This is a genomic window from Candidatus Zixiibacteriota bacterium, assembly GCA_034003725.1.
Taxonomy (GTDB): Bacteria; Zixibacteria; MSB-5A5; order GN15; family FEB-12; genus WJMS01.
The window spans coordinates 226,334-249,585 of record JAVEYB010000002.1; the positions used below are offsets into that span (position 1 = coordinate 226,334).

Genomic DNA, 23,252 nt, shown 5'->3' on the forward strand with positions numbered 1-23,252 from the left:
GCTCTGCAATCGCTGTGTGAATGCCCCTCGTCCTTAACCTCAGTAATTTAATATACTGCTTTGTCCTTGTTTGTCAAGGAGCCTGCATTAGGGGAACAAGTCGAGTGATCGAGGCGGGAGCATGGCAGTCCGCGGGCCGAATAGAAAGCGGGGGATCGGCTTGCAATGCCGATCCCCCGCGCTGAGCGTCAATTGTTGACCTGATCCTATTCACAATTCGGATCGCACGGCATGGGAGCCGGACCACCCAGGAACAGGTTGTTGACCAGATAGACCAGGTCGGAGAGGTCGATATTACATTCGGTGTCGCCGTTTACGTTCGCCTCAGGAGGGCACGGGGCATCCGGGCCACCAAGGAAGAGTCGATTGACGAGGTAGATGAGATCCGACAGATCAACCAACTCTTCCATATCACCGTTGACATTGCCCGTGATACCGACGCAACAGCCGACCTGATACGTGATCGATCCTGCCACGAGGTCCGGCGTGAAGCTGCCCATTTCGGTTACCAGTGAGGGCAAGTGAGACAGATACCCATTCACGGAAATGGGGCTGGTACCCGGAAGGGCCGATGTCGGTACGGTGAAGAAGATACTCAGAACGGGCCCGTCGCCGGGGGGCAATGTCGGCGCACCGGGATTCTGGGTGGGATCGATGAAGTAGGTGCCTCGCTTATTGCCGCCGTCGTAATGAATCCACTGGTGGTAGACGAAGGATTCGGTGCGCAGGCCGGTGGTGCGCGACGAGTCGAACTGGAGGTTGAGTTCGCCCGCCCAGCTGACCGGAAGCGTAAGCGACTGCAACGGGACATGGTTGCAGACGCATACATCGACGCGTACCGACATACCGGGATGGCCGAGTGTCTCGGTTGCGTAGACGGTGTCCGCAAATGCCATGACCATGTCCGGCCCGAAGTCCGACACGGTATAGCCGGGGATTTCGACTGTCATTCGAACGTCATACGCTCCGGCCTCGGTATATGTGTGCGACGGCGACTGCTCGTCCGAGCCCTGGCCATCGCCGAAGTCCCACGTCCAGGAGAGTGCGGTCTCCGAGCTCGATCCGGTAAACTGCACCGTCAGCGGGACCGGTCCGAAGCAATTGGAGCCCTCCATCCGGCAGACCTCTTTGGCCAGACCTTTGATACAGAAATTGGCGGTGCTGTTAAATGTTGTCAGATCGAGCCAGGTGCCGCCCGAACGAAAGTAGCTTTGCCCGGACTGGGCTGATGATTCAACAAGTGTGCGGTACTTGGCTCCCAGGAGGACGGGAACATCGGACGTTCGGTCGAACGCATGACCGCCGTCCGAGAGGGAAACATAGATGTAGAACTCATCACCGCCAGTGAGGCCGACCGGTGGATCGAGGTCGATGGTGTGAAAGCCGGTGAATTCGATCATGCCGGATGTCGTGGCAAGCACGTCCATCAGTTCGCCGCCTTCAAAACGATCATATATCGTGACGACGTAGTCTACGCTGTCGACGGCCGTGAAGAAACTAACGGCCTGCAGCAGCTCACCGCCATCGGCGGTGAAGGCGTTAAACGCCTCAACGGCGTCGGTCCGGGTGTCGCGCCAGCCGTGGTAATCATGGTAGTAGACTTTGTCCCAGGCGAAGGGTTCCACATCCTGGAAGGAGATGGCACCCATTTCCGGGTGGCGGGCGGCGTGTTTGTCGTAGTACGAGATCCAGAAGTAGCCGCTGAGTCCCCACCAGGAGCCCCAACTGTTCTTGCAGAGCCATGCGCCGGGTTGGGGCGCCTGCGTGATTTTGGAGTCATCCCAGCCGATGATCGCGACGGCGTGGTTCGGGTCGAGCGAACTGCTCGGCGGCTGGTAGTGGACGTAGCTGCCGTTAATGAAAGCGTCATCGTAGCACATACACGTGCCCATGACGCCTTCATCCATAATTTTCTGCTTGATCAGATTGATACGCTCGAGGTTGGGGCCAAGGGTGTACCACTCGATGTCTCTCGGATAGTAATAGTGGTAGCTGGGTTTGGTGCGGTCCGGCGGCGTCGAGTAGCTCTGGCCGTCGATATCTCGTACCGCCCCTTCGCCACGGCTGAGGTAAGCCGAGGTGACCCGGTAGTCACCGCCCTGATGGACGGTCAGGCCGGCGCCATCGGGCGGGTCGATGTCATCGTTATTGTGGTCGTTGAAACCGTTCCACCAGTCGAGGTGGTATTCGGCAAGATTGGGCTCGCCGGACTCTCCGTTGGCTGCCCACAGCCCGGTCATCAGCAGGTTGCCTTCCATCGCGGACATTGCCCCGTGGGTCCAGCAGGTGCCGCCCGACTGCGATTTCACCGAGGTTACGTAGTTGTGCCCACTGTAGTTGCGGAGGTCAAAAGTGCTGGGTGGCGTCTGAGTAAAGGTGGCAGCCGCGGCCAGCCAAACGAGCGCAGTAACAATTACAAAGCAGCGTAGACGCTTCATGCAGGACTCCTTTGCGACGCACAATCGCCAAATGGATCAAGTTGTCAATAATATAGGCTTTGTCGGCAATTTTCCAAGACGAGATTGAAGTCTTCGAGGGACGGCGCAAAAAATACGAGCGGGACTGCCGATGAATCGGCAGCCCCGCGGAAGGCGCTTTGGCTGGGTGGAACGCTATTCGCAGGCGGGGTTGCACGCCGCCGGTTCAGGACCACCCAGAAACAGGAAATTCACCAGATAGATTAGATCGGAAAGGTCCACACCGCACTCGCTGTCCCCGTTGACATTTGCTGCAGCCGGGCAGACCGGAGCGGCTCCACCGAGGAAGATGTGATTCACCAGGTACATGAGATCTCCGAGGTCGACAGTGCCTTCGGTGTCGTTGTCGGTGTTGCCGGTGAATCCAATGCAGCAGTTTCCAGTCGACAGAACGGTACCCATTGTCTTCGGATTGTACACGAGGTCCTTCCAGTGAAACACCGGCAGGTGGGTGGTGTACCCGCCGAGATTGACGAACGTGCTTTCTCCCAGCTGGGCATCACCGGGGACGGTGAAGTGGAGACGAATCAGGAGCCCGTCGCCGGGCGGGAGGAAGGAGGCCGGATTGGCATCGACGGACTGAACCATGACGGTTTTGCGGAACCGGGCGGGATCCCAATGGAGCCAGACGGGAGGCTGCATATGTGAAGCACGCGTCCCAACAGTGGTGGCGGAATCGAAGACGGCGCCGAGCGTACCCGTATATTCCACAGGGACCTCAAGGTAGTTGACGGGTACGGTATTACGTCCGCGAACGTCCACGACAACTCGAGTGCCGGCGACCGCGTTTTGCGTCTGTGGCCCGACCATCGAGTCGGCGAGCGCCACGATATAGTTCGGCTTGATCAGCTCTCGGGTTGCATCGCCGGTGCTGATCTGCATCGACACAGTGTGCAGCCCCGACTCTGTATACTCGTGCGACGGAGTCTGGACGAAGGCGGAGTCGCCGTCGCCAAATGACCATGCCCACGACAGAGCGTTAAATTGTGTATTGCCCGTGAAATTGACGGTGAAGGGCACCCATCCCACAGTAGTATCAGCGCTGAAGGAGGTCCAGCCGGCCTGCTCACTGACGTAATAGGCGGTTGCCGCGCTGGCCTGTGTCATTCGATGAAAGTAATCGAAATTGACATAGGTGGTGCTGTCCTGAGGCGAGTGATAGACCGTCGAGAAGTTGTACTCGTGGACGAACGTGACTTCCCAGCCCTTCTGCTGAAACGGATAATGGTCGGAAGAGGCGGAGACGCCGGCAAGTTCACCGGTGATTCCCACAAGCGAATCGGCCAGGCCCATCCACAGTTCAGAGAAATCGGTGACGGCGCCATGGAAGAGATTAGCCTGATTTGAATTCTGGTAATGTCCGATCATATCCATATTCAGCATGTACACGATCGTGTCACCGCGCAGCGCCGCCTGGTCAGCATAGTACTTGGCACCATACAAGCCCCATTCTTCGGCGTCGAAAAGGACGAACACCATGGTCATTTCGGTGGGTACGTCGGCCAGCGCACGGGCGATTTCAAGCACCGCGATTGAACCGGTGCCGTTGTCGTCAGCGCCGGGCGAACCGGGGACCGCATCGAGGTGCCCGCCCACAATCACGTAGTGATTGGGAAAGGAGGCTCCGACTTTGGTTGCGACTACATTGTAGCAGTTGGTGGGCGTCCCGTAGATGCTGGAGACAAAGGGCTGGACGAACAGTGAATCGTACCCATAGGAGGAGAACTTATTGTACGCCCAGTTGCGTGCGGTGGTGTACCCGGACGATCCCGCAACCCGATAGAGAGTCTGGAGATAGTTGAGCTGGGCCTGGATCGTATCAAGCGAGATACGTGCTATCAGGGAATCCAGCGACAGAGTCATCGAACGGGGCGATTTGAGAGCGGGCAGCGAGGCGTACGGATTGGAGTCGAGATACTCGATTCTGACCTCTGCAGGATCGAGCGCCCGCAGTTCAACGAATTGGCCTCGGTACTGCGGGTCATTCAGGTTTACCCGATACAGCCGGATGCCGTCCTCGTCATAGATCAGCGGATAACGGCCGGTGTTGGCGCGGTCCATTCTCATATCCAGCGCCAGTTCTTCCAGTGTAACATCAACGGCAACTCGCCGGGCCTCAAGTCCACCGGCAAGCAGAGCCTGAGCAGCGTCTGAGTCGGCGAGAACCAGGTAACCGTCGTTGAGTCGCAAAAGCGGCTGGACACCGGCAGCGACAAGGTCCTTGGCGTCGGTTTCACTGGCGACGATCACGCGGTAGATTTCATCAGCCGATACGGCGGGAACAAGTGTCGCGAGGCAGAAGACCAGAACAATGAACTGTTTCACCGATAGACCCTCCTGATACAGATTCTACATACTGTCTGCCGCGGACTTTCGGTGGTGAGGACACCGTCCGGTACACGCGTCTGCCCGATAGAGAGAAGACGTACCGCCCTTGCTGTCCGTGCAATTGGGTAAAATATAGCCATTTTGCCCCATTTTGCCAACACAAAAGGGAGGGGACGTTGAGTTTCGGCCGGCGATATCGTCCGACTGCCGTTGTCGAAATGCTGTTTGGGGGCTGGTGAGAACGTCTAGCGGGTCACCAGCTTGCGATACCGGTTGCGCCTGTTTTCATACAAACCGGCGCCGAGTTCCTTCGCGCGCCACGCTTCGTACTGGCCGAAGTTTCCATCGTACCAGCGCACTGTTCCGGCGCCTTCAAACACCAGCAAATGGGTGCAGATGCGGTCAAGGAAGAACCGGTCGTGGCTGATAACCAGTACACAGCCGGGGAAGTTAAGAATTGCTTCTTCGAGCATTCGCAGGGTGTTCACATCGAGGTCATTGGTGGGCTCGTCCAGAAGAAGCACATTCCCGCCGACTTTCAGGATTTTGGCGAGGTTGCAGCGGTTCATCTCGCCGCCGGAAAGTTGTCCAACGGTTTTCTGCTGATCCGGACCACGGAATCCGAATTGAGACATGTACTGCCGAATAGGGATGGTCCGCTTGCCGAAGGGCAGTTCTTCCAGGCCCTCGCCGATTTCCTCGATCAAGGGGCGCGACACGTTGAGGGACTGCCGTTCCTGATCGACGTAGGCTAGTTTGACCGTTGAGCCAAGTGTCACTTTGCCGGCATCCGGCTGCTCCTGTCCGGTGATAAGCCGAAGCATCGTGGTTTTGCCGGTGCCGTTCGGACCGATCAATCCCACGACGGCGGAACGAGGAATCTTGAAAGAGACGTCGGTGAAGAGGGGAGTATCGCCGAACGACTTCGACACGCCGTCGAACTCGATTACCTGTTGTCCAAGTTCCGGCCCGGGCGCGATCTGGATGACGGCGGCCGCGTCCTTGCTTGCCGATTCTTTGGCGACGAGTTTTTCGTAGTCGCCCATGCGGGCCCGCGTAAGTTCGTGGCGGTCCTTGTTGGACATTTTTATAAACGCCAGTTCGCGGGAGAGCAGTCGTCCGCGAGGACCGTCACCTTTTTCCTGTTGGGTCAAAACCGCGAGTTTCTGCTCCAGCCAGGAGCTGTAATTGCCTTCCCACGGTATGCCGTGGCCGCCCTCGAGTTCGAGAATCCACCGCGTGATATTGTCGAGGAAGTACCGGTCATGGGTGACAACGATGACGGTACCGGGATAATCGCGAAGTTGTTCTTCGAGCCATTCGACGGTTTCGGCGTCGAGATGGTTAGTCGGCTCATCAAGTAGAAGCAGGTCGGGGCGCTCGAGCAGGATCTTGCAGAGCGCGACACGGCGTTTTTCACCGCCCGACAGCGTGGAAATCGGTTGATCGTCGTCCGGGAGGCAGAGGGCATCGGACGCAATCTGCAGGGTACGGTCGAGTTCCCAGGCGTTGGCCGCGTCGAGTTTGTCCTGTAATTCCCCCATGCGATCCATGGCGGCCTGCATTTCATCGTCGGACATCGGCTCGGCCATTTTGGTCGTGATCTCGTTGTATTCGTCGAGCAAACTTTTTGTTTGCGCGAACGCCTGTTCAATGGACTGACGGACAGTGAGGGTGGGGTCCAGATCAGGATCCTGCTTGACCATGCCGGCCCGATATCCGGGGGTGATGACGGCGTGCCCCTGGAATTCATCATCGATTCCCGCCATAATGCGCAGCACGGTTGACTTGCCGGCGCCGTTTTCGCCGACGATACCGATTTTGGCGCCGGGGTAGAAGCTGAGGCTGATGTCACGAAGAACCTGTTTCTGGCCGTAGAACTTATTGAGCCGCAACATGGTGAAAATGAACTTGTCCGTCATGCGCGCAGCACCCTTTCACAATTCGTAAAGCGATTTCGTTGAACGTGGTCGGTGGTTACCGGATGTCCGGTCGGAATAACGAATCTTTTGGTGAACGCGACAAGCAGAATCTGCGTCAGGCCTGTCAGCATTTGAAGCGGTTAGGAGGATCGGGTGAAACCAACACGGTGTGCGGAGCGTACATACGGACAGTATTCGTGCGGGCGACGACCTGGCGTGCCGCATCCCGGGATTGGTAGATCTGCAACAAGAGGAAGGTTTGTTATGCGTATTGTTCGCAAAGCATCATTCGTCCGCTCACTGCTACTAGCTGCGTGTGTGGCAGGGCTAATGTCATCGGTCGCGGTTGCCGGGCCGTTCGGGCTCGATCGCGATTCTATTCCGGACAAGTACAAATGGAATTTCAGCGACATCTATGCCGACTGGGACGCCTGGCGGGCAGGGATGGCCGAGTTGGAGACCCTGATGGATCAGTACACGGCGCTTGAGGGAACGCTGGCGCAGGGTCCCGACCGGGTGCTCAAAGCGTATCGGCTGGGTGACCAGCTTGGCATGCTTCTGTACAAGGTGTACCGCTATCCCCAGTTGATGCGCGACACGGACACGCGTAACAACGAAGTATCGGCCAAATTGCAGGAAGTGCAGATTTTGCTCGCCAAGTTCAACTCGGCGACCTCGTGGTTCAACCCCGAACTGCTTTCGATTCCGTGGGACACGATGAAGGGATGGTTGAACAAATCGCCGGAGCTCGCGCCGTACGCGTTCAGTATTGAAGACCTGTATCGGTCACAGGAGCACGTGCTGACTCCCGAGCAGGAGAAACTGCTCTCGTACTTCAGCCAGTTCAACGGCATACCCGGTGCCATCCACGATGAGTTGTCGACTTCGGATATCGACTTTCCCGAAATTACGCTTTCGGACGGTTCCACGGTTCGGGTTACGCCCGGCAACTACTACAATATTCTGGCCACGAATCGCAACCAGGAAGACCGGCGCAAGGCATTTGAGGCTCATTACAGCGTCTATCACACGAACGTGAATACGTACGCATCGATATACAACGGAATCCTTCAGCGCGACTGGGCGTTGGCGCAGGCGCGCAACTACGGGTCGACGCTTGACGCGGCGCTGTTCGGCGACAACGTCCCGCACGAAGTCTTTGAGACGCTGTTAAGCACGGTCAAGGCAGGAACGGAACCCGTACGCCGGTATATGAAATTGCGGAAAGACAGGCTCGGGCTGGACACGTACCATCTCTACGACGGGTCAATCCCGATTGTCGATATCGACAAGACGTACAAGTACGACGATATCACCGAGCATATCATTGCGTCGGTCGAGCCGCTGGGTGAGGAGTATCAGAGCAAGATGCGGCGGGTGTTCACGGACCGGTGGGTGGACGTGTATGAAAACGAAGGCAAGTCCAGCGGAGCTTACTCGGCAGGCGTCTACGGGGTGCACCCGTATCTTTTGCTGAACTTCAACGGCACGCTGGAAGACGTCTTCACGGTCGCACACGAGGTCGGCCACTGCATGCACACGCAGTTGTCGGACGAGACGCAGCCGTTTGCCACCGCCAGCTATACGATTTTCGTTGCAGAGGTGGCCTCGACTCTCAATGAGGCGCTGTTCCTCGATTACATGATGGAGCGCACCGACGATCCGAAGGAACGGGTGGCGCTGCTTCAGCACTCGATTGAAAATATCATGGGGACGTTTTATACCCAGGTCATGTTCGCGGATTTCGAGTGGCAGGCGCATCGGATGGTTGAGGAGGGGCGACCGGTAACCGCCGAGGCGCTTCGGCAGTTGTATTTCTCGTTGCTGCAGGAGTATTACGGCGATGCGGTGGAACTTGATGATCTGTACGGTTCCACGTGGACCCGCATTTCGCATTTTTACGGCTCGCCGTACTATGTCTACAAATACGCCACCTGTTTTGCTTCCTCGGCCCAGTTGATGAATGACATCCGGTCCGAAGACGAAGCCACGCGCAACGCGGCGATCAAACGGTACCTGACATTGCTTCGATCGGGAGGGAACGACTATCCGATGAACCAACTGCAGGCGGCCGGGGCCAATCTTGCGAAGCCGGAGACGATCCAGGCGGTGGTTGCGCAGCTGGACGAACTGGTATCGAGATTCGAAGCGGAGTTGCAGAAGATCTGACAGACCCCTTCCCGGGAATCCTCGCACAGAGGATTGGGGCCGGCTGCAGGTTCAGCCGGCCCTTTTGTTTTGTAGAGCAAAAGCACGGGAGATAACGGCGAGGCGGACAAGACAGCGGGGGCGAACCGTGTGGTCCGCCCCCGCCGAATCACGAAGTCTGCTGCTTCGTCAACAACCGGGGACACAGGCCGCCGGAGCGGCGCCGCCGAGGAAGAGATAGTTGACGAGTGCGATGAGATCGGACAGATCAATGGCACAGGCGGCGTCACCGTTGACGTTAGCTTCGCCCGGGCAGACCGGGGCGGGTCCGCCGAGGAACAGGTAGTTGACCAGATAGATCAGATCGGACAGGTCGATCGCGCTGAGCGCGTCGTTGTTCACGTTGCCGGTCGGAGAGACACAGCAGCCGCCGGTATCACAGGAGTCACCGATGCCATCTATATCGGTGTCTTCCTGCAGCGGATTGAAGTTCAACGGGCAATTGTCGCAGGGCGAGCCCCAGCCGTCGGCATCGGGATCCGGGAACGGATCGTCGCTGACGCCGTTGCAGTTGTCATCGACCCCGTTGCATACGTCGGTGGCGCCCGGATTTATCGCGGCGGTTGCGTCGTTGCAGTCGGTGTTGTTGACTACGAAACCTACGTTGCATACGCCGACCGGGCTATATGTCCCGGGATCGAGAATGTCTCCGTAGGTGTCCAGGTCGAGATCAACATAACACATCACGGCGTCGACTCCGTTGCAGTCCTGATCGATGGCGTCGAACGGAATGTCGAATGCGGCCGGATTGATCCCTGCGTTGTTGTCGTCGCAGTCAAAATTGTTGGCGGAGAAGCCGGGCCCGCAGGTGCCGTTGAGGTTAATGGTCCCCGGATCCAGCATATCTCCGAATGTATCACTGTCGACGTCCTGATAGCAGAGCACCGCATCGACACCGTCGCAGTCCTGATCGATGCCATCGTTGGGAATCTCGGGGGCGCCGGGATACACGTTGGGATTGGTGTCGTCGCAGTCGCAGGCGGTCCCCGCCGGATCACCGTCACCGTTCGCCTGAGAAGGATTGAATACGGTCGGGCAGTTGTCGACGTCGTCGGGAATACCGTCGGCATCGGTGTCAGCCCGCTTCAGGCCGCTGAAGAAGATGTCCTGATCGGCAAAGTTGCGGCCGTCGTTCCAAACGAACGCGGGACCCTGCGCGAGATGAAAGTCGGTGCCGAGGTAGTCGCTGAACTTTTGTCCCAGCGAACCCGGTGTCAGCGAATTCGGGGGGAAGCCTCCTCCGAGTGATACCATGGCGTCGACCCAGGTGACACCGCAATCGGGAGATGTGGAGGCCCACACCTGCGTGAGGATATTGCCCGGGTCATTACGACGGTCATAGTAGGTTACTATGATCTCGCCCGTATTGGCATCCACCCGCATGTGAGGCGCCCACTGGTCGAGGCCGTTTCCAGCGGGATCCTGATTGATCCGTGTGGCGACCGACCAGGTGAGGCCGCCGTCAAAGCTGGCCGAGAAAAAGATGTCGGCATCGCCGGTAACCATGTCATCCCATGCGACGAACACGGCCCCCGGACATACCGGGTGAAGCTGGGTGGCGATGGTCACATGGTTGCAGGCGTCAATCCCCGGCGCAATTATCTGCGGAATCGGCGGGCCCGGAGCTACGGCCATAGGCCCGGCGCCGCCGGTGAGTGCTCCCCACGGCGCACCGAGTCCCGGGGCCGGGTTGGCGTCGACAAGCACGACTCCGGCCATGAGGTCTCGCATGGCGACATAGACTGCGCCCGGTCCGAGCAGCGGGTTGGGAGTATCAAGCACATCAAGCGCCCCGCGATGCGAACCCGGGGAGTTCGGATACACGGGTACCGGGCCGAACAGCGGAGTAAGGGGCGCAAAACCCGGATAGACCGGCGATGCACCGGGGCCAACCGTGTTGGTGGAGGTAGTCCAGAGCGTCCACACGTCACCGAGGTCATCATACGGATTGCCGTTGCCGTCGGCGTCGCCGCCGGTGGCGTCGGTGAACTCGGTCCAGAGAAGGTGGGTCTCGCCGGGGACGGGGGCCAGCGCGATGTCATCGGCTTCGACTACCGGAAAGTCGACCCATGTGACGCCGGGGACGTTAAAGGCGAAGGGCGCCCCGGGGACAAAGCCTGCACCGCCGCCCGGACTGATATTGGCCACGATTGCGTTTGCAACCGGCGCCCACGGCGGACCATTGCGCTGTGAAGAGACCATGAAGTACCCGCCTGCCGGTGGGATGGTTGCGGTGATCCAGGGATTCCACTCCTCCGTGAATCCCGGGTCAGGAGGCTTGATGCCATTGGTCCAGGTGCCGATGGCGCCGCCGGTCGGAGACCATGACCACCCTACCTGTGTGGGGGCGTTCGCTCCCGGGACCATAAACTCATTGAAGGTCGAGTAGACTTCGCCGTTGGCGAGTTCGCTAATGGCTACCGACGCATTGTTCTGATCCCGGCCGATGCCGAAGTTCGGATTGACATTGCTGTTCGGATACGGGGTGAACACGAAGATTGTATCCACCATGGCCGGGTGAACGCTGCAGTGGTAGGGGAACGGACCTGGACCATCGAGCGGAGTTATCACGATTTGGTAGGACATACCGGCAGTTCCCATCACTCCCGAGTCCCAGAATTTTCGCGACGTGAAGTCGGACGTAGTCGAGTGAACTCCCGCGACCAGCGTCCACTGCACCGTGTCGCCATAGGATACGGTGATGTTGGACGGCGTGAAGAAGAAGTTGCCGATGCTGATGTTGTGGATGGTCGCACCCGCCGGTTGCGACAAACAAAGGGAAAGCACCAGAACCACACCTAGTGCCCGTAAGCGTGGATTCATGAGATAGCCTCCTGACAGAAGTTTATGGATATGGTCGAATGACTGCTATACAATCCACACACGCATACGACGGAAGAGCCCCGATGGAAGACTGTGCAGTCAGCTTTCGTCGCTTCGAAATGCGTGTTAGAGAATCCGGGAGAGACACTTGCCTTCACCCCCAATAAGGGCCGTTTGACCCTTATTGTCAAGACAGAACTCGTCGCCTTTGGAAAAAGAGAGCCGGGGGGCCCATTATGGAGCCTCCCGGCTGAGTCATGAACGGCGATATACGTCTTTTATTCGCACGCGGGGGCGCACGCGGTCGGAGACGAACCGCCAAGGAATAAAAAGTTGACCAGGTAGATCAGGTCAGACAAATCAACATTACATGAGGTGTCGCCGTTTACGTTAGCGGCAGCCGCACACTGGGGCGCCGTACCTCCGAGGAACAGGAAATTCACGAGGTAAATCAGATCCGAGAGATCCACGGCGCCGCCGGTGTCGTTATTGATGTTTCCTGTTGAACCCAAACAGCAGGCGGCCGTGACATTCAGGGCCGGGGACCAGTCCGAGATCTCGCCGAATCGGTCATTGATGCGCACCCGAACCTGGTAGTCGCCGGCCAACTGGTAGGCATGTGACCGAGAGACGGTACCGGGTGCGAACGGTCCGGTCCAGCCGGTGGTGCCTCCGTCGCCGAAATCCCAATCGACCAGCAGGCTATCGTTGTCCGAGTCGGCGATCGTCGCCTGGAAGTTCTGCGCCGAGTTGAGCGGGCAGGCGGTCGGACCGGTCGGCGCGACCGGATCGTCGGGCGCGACATTCGCGGGCACACCGTTACCGATTTTGATTCGGACTTTCATTCGATAGTTGGCGATCCAATCGGTAGCGACGATCATATCCAGCGGAACGACGGATCTTGCACCGCACGCCTGCACGGCGGCGCGCATCGGGTCGGCGTTTGACGGACCGCCGACGACAACTTCATCGCCGCCGTCGAAGAAACAGGAGGGGTATCCCGCAAAATTGTAATCCAGATCCATGCGATCATAGGCCTTGGAGACCTTGTCGCAGATCATTGAAACGTAGTGCATATTGTACTTGTCGTGGAAAAACACTGAATCCAGCGCACGGCTGGCTTCCGGGCAACTCGGTCACCAGGTTGCCGATCCCTGCTCAATAAATACAGTGTGGGTGAAGCCGCCGTCAGTGGAGTTGCGGCCGACGGCGCCGGGCTCAGCGGCAGCGGCAGCATCGGCGTTGTGGGCGGTGAACCAGTACCCGTAGCCGGGATACGCATCGGCTGTGTATCCGGCGCTGTTGAACAGCGCGACGGTCGCCTGGATACTGTCTTCCTCAACCCCGGACCATCCGGCGGTCGTGGCGTTCCACTCCACGGTTCGTTTGTAGACGCCGTTATCGGGAACCACTATCGCTTCGACCAAACCCCAGTCGAGAAATCCAAAGCTGTAACGTTTCCCTTCGCTATCCCACCAGCGCGAGATCGGTTCCACGATGTAGACACGAATGGTGCCGGTGTAGTCGGCTCGCCCTACCTCATTAAATGAGGGGCTTTCGCCGGCAATGACCTGCTCGTAGACGCGTGCCTGGCGAACCACATTGAAGTCGCCGCCATAGGCGATCCCGGCAACCGCGAGGATCAGCGCGCACGCAACGTACCATCGGCTTTTTGTCAGTAGCTTCATGAAATGTCTCCCTGTGAAGCTGGTAAACGGACGTGTCGCTACTTTCTGCTATCGATCACATGGTCCGCCAAGGTCCGCGGACCAGACTATCGTCAACTACAGTCGGACGGTTACGCCGGTCGAAATCGAAAAATCTCGGTAGTCGTACACGTCAATCGATGAGGAGTTGTACGTGTGCGACAGGTGCAGCGACGGCTCGATGATATAGCCGCTGTGGGCTGCAATCGGCCACTGCACCTGGGCGAAGACGCGCCGCTGATCGTCGCGGCGCTCACGGGCGAACAATGTCGAGATAATGCGAACCATTCCCCCCATGAAGGGGTCAGGGCGCCACTCTCCTTCGACCGTCGTCAGGTAGTCTTTCGTCCAGTAACCGGCTCCGGCCGATACGATCAGGCGCGGTACAAGATACGTCTTGAGAGTGATGGAAACGGCGTTGCCTTCGTAACTCGACGCCCATGGCGAGAGAATGTTGGTCGAGTATCCGTACACGACGGCGCTGTCGGGCTGTTCGATGAATTCGCGGTAGGCATAGGTAACTGAGACGCCGGTGCGGGCGCCAACCGACCGAGACAGCCGTGGCGAGAAATACAGCGTGTTCAGATTACCTTCTTCGAGGACCTCGTACGAGCGGTCGGGCCGAATCCCTCCAGTACGGCGAGGAACATAATCAAGATTGCCGAGGGTCACACCGCCTTCGACATCGAGGGCAATCCGCCCCGGCAGCGCGGCGTTGATCCCCGCGAAGAAATCGCTGGTGACCCGGTCGCGGATGTCGTCGAGGCCATATGAGGTGGAGCTGTACGACACCCCCGTGCGAATGCGGGTCGCGCCATTCACGCGATAGGCGGCCGTCAGCATCGCGTCGTATTCACCGCTCGAGAACTCCGTCGAGGTGATGTCGGACATTTCCTCGCGATACTCGCGATCCCGATAGTGGCCGGTCAGATAGAGTTGGAACGGAGATTTCTCCGAGAGTGGCAGGAGCGTACCGCCAATTCCGTACATGATGTTTCCGAGGTCTCCGATCTGACCGTACATCGTGTGCTGGGCGATGAACTGGAGTTCAGCAAAAGACGCGGGGTGAAGTCCCACGTCGAGACTTGCAGTAGAGTAGGACGTTCCGCGGTCGGTGGAGTCTTTGATGAGGTTGCTGATGTTTCCGCCGGATAATCCGATCTCGATCTCCAGAGGCCCAAGTTCGGCCGAGCTGGTGCCACACATCACCAGTAACAGCGCAGCGAAGCATGCGACGAAGAGAACAGTACGCATCAGAAGCAGATCCCTCCAACGCATCGGCTGCCACCACCGCTGAGGTTGGTCCCCGGACCACTGTCGGCGTCAAAGGCACGATTAAGGTCAGACCGGCAGCTGTTGATGTCTCGAACGGCGAACTCCCGCAGTTTAAACCTCTGAAGGACGCTCAGGTGTTCTTCGACAACCGCCTGGGCGGTCAATCCAGCGAAAAACGACGCACCGGGATTATCGACCGCAATGATCTGGGGTGGTGGACGTTTTTCGGCGAGGTCGGGGATGCCATCGTTATCCGAGTCTTCGGCCATGTCATCAAATCCGTCGCCGTCGAGATCAACAAATACGGAGTCGGCGGCGAACGCCGGCATAGGAGGGGATAGCGACAGGAAGAGAAGTATCGGGCAAAGAGCCAGAAGTAGACGCATCACTGATTTCATACCCACAATCCCAACGCGCGGAGTACCGTACAATACTATAATGGACAAGTCAGCCTATGGTCTAAAGTATACCATACAAATTAAGTATTGCCAATGTTTTTTTGGATACATGGGGCGATTTGGCGACTATTTGGAGGGGGGAGCGTGGGGGGCGAGGTCGAAGATATGCCGGAGGTCGGACTCGAACCGACACGATGTTGCCATCGGGGGATTTTGAGTCCCCTGCGTCTACCAGTTTCACCACTCCGGCATTCAATCGGTAGGCTGACAATACTATAACAGGACGGGGGAGATGTCAATACTGATCTGCGGCGTAATCCTTCGACAGGCTGAGGGTGACGCGAGTGCTGCGCAGTGCGTATACTGCCGCGCTCAGAAATGCGTGCGCTCGTCGGTGGTGTCTTCGGGGATAAGGTCTTCGGCCCGCTGGCGAGGGACATACAGCCCTTTGGAGGGGTGCAGGTGGCAGGTCGAGGTTGGCTGGTTGTCCACGGTGAAGATTTCGTTGCGGACGTTCAAACACCGGTCGGTGGCCAGTTCGCCGGACTCAAGGCAGACGTCGAGATGGACGAGGCCCTCGGGCTCTTCGAAGTCCATTATCGGCAACGAGTCGTGAGCAGCCATCATAAACTCGGTCCAGACGGGCAGGCCGTTTTTGGCGCCATCCTGGTTGCGACCGATCGACGTGCGGTCGTCGAATCCGACCCAGGCACCTGCGGTTATCTGCGGTGTGAAGCCAACAAACCAGTTGTCACAGAAGCTCTGTGAGGTGCCCGTCTTGCCGCCCGCAGGACGGGTGAAACCGCGCCACCGGGCGCCGCGCCCGGTACCGGATTCAAGGACCGATTCCATCATATCGACCATGATATAGGCAGTCTGGGCCGACAGGACTTCTTCCTTGCGGACGGCCGAATTGTCTTCGAGAACCCGGCCGTATCGATCGACGATCTTGTAGATGAAGCGGTAGGGGATATGTATCCCCTGGTTCGGGAATGTCGTGTATGCCGAGACCAGTTCAACGGGCCGGACGTCGCTGACGCCAAGTGCAAGCGACGGCACGGGATCAAGAGAGGTCGTGATACCCATCCGTTTGGCATAAAAGATCGGTTCTTCGGGGTTGATGCGAAGAAGGAGCCTGATCGCGACCAGGTTGCGTGACATCCTGATGCCGTCCCGGAGAGTGATCGGTCCCAGGAACTTGCCGTCGTAGTTGTGAGGGCGCCACTGTTTGGCTCCGGGGATGTCGAGAACGATGGGGTTGTCGTCGATAATTTCAGTCGTCCGAAAGCCGTTGTCGATGGCGGCCGTGTAAATGAAGGGCTTGAACGCCGAACCGGCCGGTCGGCCGGTGCCCTGCACGGCGCGATTGTACTTGGTGTCGGCCCAGGAGCGCCCGCCGATCAGGGCGAGGATGTCGCCGTTACTGTTATCGATCGCGACAAAGGCCCCCTGAATTTTCTTGTACGTCCGTATGGGGTCCCCGAACGCGTCAACCGTGTCCGGCAACGTCTCGGTGTACGCGGTGTTGGACATCGTGTACTGGCTCTCGATGCGCTGCTGGATTTCCGACAGCTTCTTCTCGAGCGCGACTTCGGCATCCTGCTGCAGACCGGCGTCGAGCGTGGTGTAGACTTTGAGTCCGCCCGAGTACAGAACGTCCTCGCCGTACTTTTCGAGAATGTGCTGCCGGATCCACTCGGTAAAGAATGGCGCCGTTCCGGCTTCCTCTTCGGGCGAGGAGATCACCAGCGGCTCATTCCTGAGCGAGTCGTAGACCGCTTTGGAGATTCCACCGTTGCTGTAGTAGGAGTGCAGAACCCGGTTTCGCGCCTTGAGCGCCTTGTCGGGATTGTTGAGGGGTGAATTGATGTTTGGCCCCTTGAGCAGTCCGATGACAATGGCGCAGTCATTGAGGTTCATTTCGGCCGGTCGTTTGTTGAAAAAGAGATTGGCCGCCGCCGCGATCCCGTACGCCCCCCGGCTGAAGTAATACTGGTTGAGATACATCTCGATGATCTCGTTTTTGGAATAGGTTCGCTCCAGTTTTACCGCGGTCAGGGCTTCCTTGATTTTTCTTTCGAGCGTCTGTTGACGGGTAAGAAACAGCATGCGTGACAGTTGCTGCGTGATGGTCGATGCGCCGGCTTCGATCTCCATCTTCAGGAGGTTATTGATCGCGACGATTGCGGCGCGGCGGATATTGATGCCCCAGTGATCATAAAACTCGCGGTCTTCGGTGGCGATCAACATGTCGATCAGCGGGCGGGGCATCTCGGACAGGGGCGTCAGGGCGCGGTTTTCGGAATAGAATTCTTTTAACAGCTCGCCATTGCGGCCGAAGATTTTGGTTTTGAGATTCGGTTCTATATTGTGGAGCTGCTCAAAGGACGGCAACTCGGACTGGTAAATGTGATATGTCCGGGCGCCCACGATGACGAAGAAGACGATAATCAGGGCAGCAAGGATGATCAGGGAGTTGCGAACCCTGCGGGGATCATACTTGCGGGGCGGTTTGTCTTTTCGAAAAATCGGCATGGCGCTTATTTACCCGGAAAAACCGGAACAAGTCAACTTAAAAGCGGCTGAAGGCTATCTCTCGTTGCTTTTTGACGCCTCCAGCGGTATTCTCAAGTTTTCGCCCGCGCGCGGGCGACGATGAACCTCCTAAGTTATATGCCGATAGTGACAAAAAGATGATGCGAGGGAAATGACCGTGGACCTGACGCTTGACAGCCGACAGCAGAAAGAATTCGATCGGCAGTGGGCCGAAATCAGTCGTGGAACTGTCGACACGCTTCCGGAAGAGGAATTCAAGAACAAGCTGAGGCGTTCGATAATCACGGGCACGCCGCTTCGCGTCAAACAAGGATTCGACCCCACCTCGCCCGACATTCATCTGGGACATACGGTGGGGTTGCGTAAACTCAAGCTGTTTCAGGATTTGGGGCATCAGGTCGTACTGATTGTTGGCGATTATACGGCGCTTGTCGGTGATCCCTCGGACCGCTCATCCACTCGTCCGCTGATCGGCTACGATGAGATTCAGAAAAATGCGGAAACCTATCAGGAGCAGTTTTTCCGGGTGGTGGACAAGTCCAGAACGGAAGTTCGCTATAATGGCGAGTGGTTCAAACAGATGAGCTTCCACGAGGTAATGCAGCTGGCGGGGAAGTTTACCGTAGCCCGGCTGCTCGAACGGGACGATTTCTCAAGGCGAATGGAGGCCGGTAATCCCATATCGGTTCACGAGTTGTTTTATCCGCTGATGCAGGCGTATGATTCGGTCGCGATCCGGGCAGATGTCGAGCTGGGTGCGACCGAACAGACGTTCAACCTGCTGGCCGGACGAACCATACAGGAGGCCTATGGGGTTGAGCCCCAGGTTATTCTTACCCTGCCGATCCTCGTGGGGCTGGACGGGGCGAAGAAGATGTCAAAGTCCCTGGGGAACTATATCGGGATCGAAGAGCCGCCGCGAGAGATATTCGGCAAAGCAATGTCTATTCCTGACAGGTTGATATACAGCTATTTCGAGCTTGCATGTGATGTTTCACTTGAAGAGCTGGCAGAGATTCGTTTGAGCCTCGATGATCCGTCGACGAATCCGATGGAAGTGAAAAAGCGCCTGGCGACACGACTGGTGGACATGTACCATCCAAAGGGCAGTGGCGCCGAGGCTCGTGCGGAATTCGAGAGGATCTTCTCCAAAGGACAGCTTCCGGACGAAATGCCTGAGATGACGGTACGGGAACTGCAGAAGCTCGGGTTTGATCCATCGTCTGTTTACCTTGTCGGGTTTCTGACGAAAGCTGGATTGAGCAAATCGAACGGGGAGGCCCGGAAGCTTATCGCGGGAGGAGGCGTTTCCATCGACGGCGTCCGGATATCCGACGAGAGTCATGAGTTTGCAGTTACCGGTACTCATGTTCTTAAAGTCGGCAAGCGACGGTTTCTCCGGCTTATCAATGAGTAGCCTGCAACTTTCGCGTTCCACGGGCATTACAGGGGTACAAGTATCTGTACGGTTTGGTCGATTGGATTGATATGACGCGCTGGTTTATATATTGCTCCGTCGTGGTGTTGCTGGCAGTGGCGGGCGGATGTTCCTCGGGCAAGCAAGCTGTGACGGCCGGCCAGGAACGGGCCGCAGCAGTCGGGCGAGATTCCGGGGAAGCGGTTGCGCTACCGGCGGATACAGGTCAGATAAGGCCCTACGAACCGATCAGCCCTCAGGCGTACTGGCTGTATGTGGAGGGGATTATTCGGGAGGAGGTCGGCCGTCTGGACAGCGCCGCGCTCTTCTATCGCTACGCGTGGCAGTATTTCCCGGAGTCGTACGAGATAGGCTATTCACTGGCACGGGTGCTTTATCGATTGGGAGAGCCGAAGCTGACTATCGATGTCGCCGACCGGACATTCCCGAAAACGGCGGAGTTGTGGGAGCTGGCGGCGGCCGCATACTACGAGCTGCGGAACAACGATTCCGTTATGATAGCGTATCACCATGTCGTGCAGCTCGATCCGAACAACGCCACGGCATTCAATTTTCTGGCGGGGACATATCGACTACGGGGGCAGCTCGATTCGGCGGCGTGGGCGTACAGCAACCTTGCGCGTCTGGTGCCCGAGAACTTTCGACCGCTCCAGGAACTTGGTCGGATCGAGCAGCAGCGGGGCCGTCCGGAGTCCGCACGCGAGGCGTATCTGCGCTCCGTGGCGCTTGATTCGAGCCGGGCAAATGTCCCGTCGATGGCAGGGCTCGGCGAGATTTATGGCGAACTCGGCCAACCCGATACGGCCCGCTATTACTACCTGAAGGCGCTCCAGGCCGACCCGTCAAACGAACTCGTGCATATGCTGCTGGTTTCGCACTATATCGAGCAGGATTCCCTTCCCGCAGCGCTCACCTATTCGGAACGGCTGGCGCAGCTTGCGCCGGACAATACGTATGCGAAGCGCCGGCTGGGATTGCTGTATCTCGATCTTGATTCGCTCGCGCAAGCCGACTCGGTGTTCACGGCGTTGATCGAGTCGGGGGATCGCACCTGGTTCAACTATTCCTATCTTGGCGAGATCGATTTGCGCGATGAGCAATATGCCTCGGCGGTCGAGAACTTCACGAATGCCGCGGAACGCAACGACACGATTCCCGGCATCTGGCTCAACCTGGGGTTGGCGTACCGGAAGCTCGATCGGACCGACGATGCGGTGGTGACCTATCGGCGCGGACTCGAGTCGATCAAAGACCCCAAAGCCAGGTCCGCGCTTTTCTTTGCGCTCGCGGTAGCCTACGAGCAGTCCAATCAGGTTGACCCTGCTACCGCGGCGTTTGAAGCGTTACTGAAAGTTGACCCCGATAACGCACAGGCGTTGAATTACCTTGGGTACATGCTTGCCGACCGCAGCCTTCGCCTGGATTACGCCCGGGATCTTATTGCCAGGGCGGTCGCGCAGGAGCCGAGAAATGCCGCGTATCTGGACAGCTATGGGTGGGTGTATTATCGTCTGGGTGACTATGACCGGGCGGTCGAATACCTGAGCCAGGCGGTGACTCTGGGCAGTGATCCGATCATTTTCGATCATCTGGGCGACGCGTACCATGCGGCGGGTGATAGAGAATCTGCCCGGCAGTGGTGGCAGCGTGCGTTGGAGCTGCAGCCCGAAAACGAGGCGATAAGGGAGAAGCTGAGTCGTTGAAGCGGAGCGCCGGGAAGACGCGATACCTCGCGTTTGTGGTGGTGTCGCTGTATGCAGGGTGCGCGGAAGTCGGCGCGCCGCCGGGTGGACCGATCGATCAGACAGCCCCCATCATTCTGGAGACCACGCCATCAAACGGCGCGCGTGGAGTGCCTCCCGGCAATCGTGTTACGATCGTGTTTTCGGAGCGGATTGTCAGGCCCACAACCGGACAGCCGGTCTTTGTCTCGCCCCGTCCCGAAATCGCGCCTGACGTACAATGGAAGTCCGACCGGATCATTGTTACGCTGGCGGATAGTTTCAAAACAGATCAGACCTATCTCGTGTCGGTGGCGCCTACGGTGGGTGACCTTCGCGGTAACAAACTCGACAGCACGGTTACGATTGCGTTCACAACGGGACAACTGCTTGATTCGGGCCGGATCTCCGGTCACGTTCTCCAAAAGGACAAAGGAGTAGCCGCTGCCATGGTCGGGCTGTATCCGCGCAGCGTGCTCGCAGACACCGCGGCGCTGGATTCGCTGGTTCCCCGATATGCCGCCGTAACAAACGCCGAAGGGTACTTCTCGTTCAGCTATCTGTCTTCCGATTCGTTTCTACTGGTCGCATGGAAGGACCAGAACCGGGACGAGGCCCTCAATCCGGGCCGCGAGAATTACGCTGTACCGGACCGGCCGGTAGGGATCAGCGACCTCCAGCCGTTTCTGAGCGGTATCACCTTGCCCATGAATGAGAAAGTAGTACCACTGCCGTGGCGGGATACCACCAGGGCCGGCATCATTTCGTCGCTGTATACCGAGGACGGGCTCGTGCGAGTTCGTTTTGCCCAGCCGGAACCGTTGTCGCTGCTCACCGCGCAGCCGGGCAATGCGTTGCTGCTCCCGGTCGGTGACACGCTCCGTGCCATACCGGCGAACGGACTACTCGAGGCCGGAGAGAAGGAGGTCACCGCGCTCACGCTGTACTTCGGTCCGCTTGCGGCCGGCGCGTACAACCTTCGCGTGACCACGCGCGCCGATCGCCCGACGCTTGGGTTTGACAGTGTGCTGGTGGAAACACGCGAGGATCGTATTCCGCCGCGGGTCGAAACAACGACCCCGGAAGACCCGACCGTGTTTCTTCGTGATGCCGCCGTGAGCATGACGTTCACGGAGCCGCTCGATCGTAACAGGATCACCGACGAGACATTTACGCTGTGGCAGGACGACTCCATCCCGGTACCGGTGGGCTACGTGTGGCGGGATCCCTTTCGACTGCAGTTTACAGCGCAGCTCGCGGCCGGGCGGACCTATCGGCTCAACGCAACGGAATTTGACCTGGTTGATCTTGCGGGCAACCCGCTGGGGGACTCCCTGCTGGTTCACCGATTCGGGATATTCGATGATGACTCGCTGGGATCGATCGCCGGGACGATTCAAATCCTTCCCGAGCACCGGAAGTCCGATCCCGCGGTGCTTCGGTTCAACCTCGTCGGCCGTTCCGAATTTTACTCGATGACGAGCCGAACCGGCAGCTTCCGTATCGACCTTCCGGCGGGGAAATACCTGATTACGGCATTTCTCGACTCCAATCTTGACGGGGAACTGACCAACGGCGAGCTGGCGCCGTATCGGATGTCAGAGACGCGGATGTCGATGGCCGACACTATTGCGGTTCGCGCACGGTTCGAGACGGCGGGCGTGGAACTCACATTCGAGTGATCAGAGCAATCTGAACCGCCGGGCCGGTTTGGCCGGAACGGAGACCGGGAAGACATAAGAAAGGCGGGAACGATTCCCGCCTTCTTCACAGTCGATCAAATCGCTGCAAACTAATTTGCGCCGAGATTGCCCCAGACGGTGAGGGTGACGCGACGGTTTTTGGAGTGCGCATCTCTCTCGTCGGGCATGGCGGCCGGCTTGTCCTGGCCGTACGACACCGTGAACATGCGGTACAGCGAGATGCCAAAACGCTCGGCGAGGTGCTTTTTGGCGGCCATCGCCCGCATTTCACCAAGCACGAGGTTATAGCGGGCGGAACCGGTTCTGTCCGTGAATCCGGCTATTTCGATCACCGAGCCCGGATAGGCTTCCATCTTGGCGCCGGCTTCATCGAGAATGCCCGCAGCCACATCGTTGATGGCGTACTGGTCAAAATCGAAGTGGATGGTGCCTTCCCAGATGATTTGATAGTTTTCGAAACCCGATGCCTTGTTGATGGCCATGTCGGCTTTTTCTTCGAGCTGCGCCGCGAGGCTCTTCAGGCGATCGACTTCGGCAGCGTTGGCATCGGCCTTCTGAGCGACTTCGCTAATTCGGGAGCCGGTGCGCGCTTCAGACTGAGCGATCTGCTCGCTGACATAGTCCTTGTTCACACCGCAACCGACCGCCAGCAACATGAGGGCGAGCGAAAGGGCAATCAGTGTTTTCATGTGGTTCA

At 58.2% G+C, this 23,252-nt stretch carries 14 protein-coding genes and 1 tRNA gene; 4 read left to right on the top strand and 11 right to left on the bottom strand.

Going from position 1 to position 23,252, the window contains the following annotated elements; all coding sequences use genetic code 11:
• Positions 1 to 206 precede the first annotated feature (206 nt).
• From RBT76_03910 to ettA, 3 genes are all read right to left on the bottom strand, one after another.
• Positions 207 to 2,438 (bottom strand): lectin like domain-containing protein, encoded by a 2,232-nt coding sequence (locus RBT76_03910; protein ID MDX9856915.1) that lies wholly within the window; start codon positions 2,436 to 2,438, stop codon positions 207 to 209.
• 174 nt (positions 2,439 to 2,612) lie between these two features.
• Complete coding sequence (locus tag RBT76_03915) at positions 2,613 to 4,802, bottom strand: M20/M25/M40 family metallo-hydrolase (protein MDX9856916.1); 2,190 nt, start codon at positions 4,800 to 4,802, stop codon at positions 2,613 to 2,615.
• Positions 4,803 to 5,050: 248 nt separating this feature from the next.
• On the bottom strand, positions 5,051 to 6,727 hold the full coding sequence (gene ettA, locus RBT76_03920; protein ID MDX9856917.1) for an energy-dependent translational throttle protein EttA: 1,677 nt from the start codon (positions 6,725 to 6,727) through the stop codon (positions 5,051 to 5,053).
• Positions 6,728 to 6,991: 264 nt separating this feature from the next.
• On the opposite strand from ettA, the gene pepF reads away from it, so the two are divergent.
• Positions 6,992 to 8,896, top strand: a complete 1,905-nt coding sequence (gene pepF / locus RBT76_03925; GenBank protein MDX9856918.1) for an oligoendopeptidase F — start codon at positions 6,992 to 6,994, stop codon at positions 8,894 to 8,896.
• Between the two features lie 168 nt (positions 8,897 to 9,064).
• Here the strand turns inward: pepF and RBT76_03930 are convergent, their stop codons facing one another.
• The 7 genes from RBT76_03930 to RBT76_03960 all read right to left on the bottom strand — a co-directional run bounded on the left by RBT76_03930 (position 9,065) and on the right by RBT76_03960 (position 17,672).
• A complete protein-coding gene (locus RBT76_03930) occupies positions 9,065 to 11,758 on the bottom strand; it encodes a MopE-related protein (GenBank protein ID MDX9856919.1) in 2,694 nt (897 codons plus the stop codon).
• A gap of 278 nt (positions 11,759 to 12,036) precedes the next feature.
• Positions 12,037 to 12,834: a PKD domain-containing protein gene (locus RBT76_03935; GenBank protein MDX9856920.1), complete on the bottom strand. Its 798-nt coding sequence runs from the start codon at positions 12,832 to 12,834 to the stop codon at positions 12,037 to 12,039.
• Between the two features lie 60 nt (positions 12,835 to 12,894).
• The gene (locus RBT76_03940; protein ID MDX9856921.1) at positions 12,895 to 13,446 is read right to left on the bottom strand and encodes a hypothetical protein; all 552 of its coding nucleotides are present in this window, start codon (positions 13,444 to 13,446) and stop codon (positions 12,895 to 12,897) included.
• A gap of 96 nt (positions 13,447 to 13,542) precedes the next feature.
• Entirely contained in the window at positions 13,543 to 14,718 is a 1,176-nt protein-coding gene (locus RBT76_03945) for a hypothetical protein (protein ID MDX9856922.1), read from the bottom strand.
• Positions 14,718 to 15,137, bottom strand: coding sequence for a hypothetical protein (locus tag RBT76_03950; protein ID MDX9856923.1), 420 nt, complete (start codon positions 15,135 to 15,137; stop codon positions 14,718 to 14,720). The genes RBT76_03945 and RBT76_03950 overlap by 1 nt, the downstream gene beginning before the upstream one ends.
• Positions 15,138 to 15,303: 166 nt before the next feature.
• A tRNA-Leu gene (locus RBT76_03955) sits at positions 15,304 to 15,387 on the bottom strand.
• A 122-nt stretch (positions 15,388 to 15,509) separates the two neighbouring features.
• Positions 15,510 to 17,672: a PBP1A family penicillin-binding protein gene (locus RBT76_03960; GenBank protein ID MDX9856924.1), complete on the bottom strand. Its 2,163-nt coding sequence runs from the start codon at positions 17,670 to 17,672 to the stop codon at positions 15,510 to 15,512.
• 178 nt (positions 17,673 to 17,850) lie between these two features.
• Between RBT76_03960 and tyrS the strand changes: the two genes are divergently transcribed.
• The 3 genes from tyrS to RBT76_03975 all read left to right on the top strand — a co-directional run bounded on the left by tyrS (position 17,851) and on the right by RBT76_03975 (position 22,534).
• Complete coding sequence (tyrS, locus tag RBT76_03965; protein ID MDX9856925.1) at positions 17,851 to 19,110, top strand: tyrosine--tRNA ligase; 1,260 nt, start codon at positions 17,851 to 17,853, stop codon at positions 19,108 to 19,110.
• A 71-nt stretch (positions 19,111 to 19,181) separates the two neighbouring features.
• Complete coding sequence (locus RBT76_03970; protein ID MDX9856926.1) at positions 19,182 to 20,834, top strand: tetratricopeptide repeat protein; 1,653 nt, start codon at positions 19,182 to 19,184, stop codon at positions 20,832 to 20,834.
• Positions 20,831 to 22,534: an Ig-like domain-containing protein gene (locus tag RBT76_03975; GenBank protein ID MDX9856927.1), complete on the top strand. Its 1,704-nt coding sequence runs from the start codon at positions 20,831 to 20,833 to the stop codon at positions 22,532 to 22,534. Before RBT76_03970 ends, RBT76_03975 begins: the two co-directional genes overlap by 4 nt.
• 110 nt (positions 22,535 to 22,644) lie before the next feature.
• Here the strand turns inward: RBT76_03975 and RBT76_03980 are convergent, their stop codons facing one another.
• Complete coding sequence (locus tag RBT76_03980; GenBank protein ID MDX9856928.1) at positions 22,645 to 23,244, bottom strand: OmpA family protein; 600 nt, start codon at positions 23,242 to 23,244, stop codon at positions 22,645 to 22,647.
• Positions 23,245 to 23,252 lie beyond the last annotated feature (8 nt).